Below are 764 nucleotides of genomic sequence, written 5' to 3'. Positions count from 1 at the left end.
CCACCGTCTGCGGCGGACGTGACATCGGCGTCTCTCGCTTTGTGGTCCTCTCCAAGGCGGCCCTGAGCCGTACCTTGTGGCTGTGTTGGAAACAGATATCCAAGTAGTGTGAGATCCGTTTCACGCGCAGCCTCAGCGACGCGGGAAATTTCGATGGGGTCGTCCCCGACGACAATCGCCCGCTCGCTGCGGGCCTCCGGGCGGCGCAGCCAGATGAACCACGCCGGCAGGATGACGAGTAGCATCGGCGTGATCAACACTAGTGTTAGCCGCGGCACCTTGTACGTGTAATCGAAGTAGCCGATCGTCGCCAAGGCGAACACAGCCACAAAAACGCGCTTGTGTGCGAGCGCGACGATGTCGAGAATTCGCCGCGGCCGCGGCTTGTAGAGGGGGACGAACGCGCCTGCCACCACCGCCACGGTCAGCGCAACCTCAATGACGAACTCTGCGCCCGCGGGCGGGTCGACGGTTAGGCGCCCGAGGATGGGGACCATCGATGCGGCCGCCTGAACGGTCCCGTTGTTGGCGAGCATCACCGCGAGCCCGACCAAGGCGGCGACGCCCCCCACGCTCGCGATCCGATACTGCCAGCCGGTGTCCATCGCTACAACGTGTCAGTCACATCCTAATAAGCGTCGCGTCTCACGGGCGGGTGCTGTTCACAGATGTTCGAGTTGGAAGCCCACGGTGTAGCCATGAGAGAAAGCTGATAGCCGAAGGGAATCGGCTAACTCGTCATGATTTCCGGTGTGTACGGCGTG

The 764-nt window shown here is 62.7% G+C and carries 1 pseudogene; it reads right to left on the bottom strand.

What is annotated here, in order from left to right:
- Positions 1-605: pseudogene (locus D3D02_RS18150) on the bottom strand (DUF1970 domain-containing protein); the annotation flags it as partial.
- Positions 606-764: the final 159 nt, after the last annotated feature.

The organism is Halobellus sp. Atlit-38R (assembly GCF_003665925.1).
Taxonomy (GTDB): domain Archaea; phylum Halobacteriota; class Halobacteria; order Halobacteriales; family Haloferacaceae; genus Haloquadratum; species Haloquadratum inordinatus.
The sequence above is the reverse complement of the archived record's forward strand: the minus strand, read 5'-3'. Positions and strand labels throughout refer to the sequence as shown.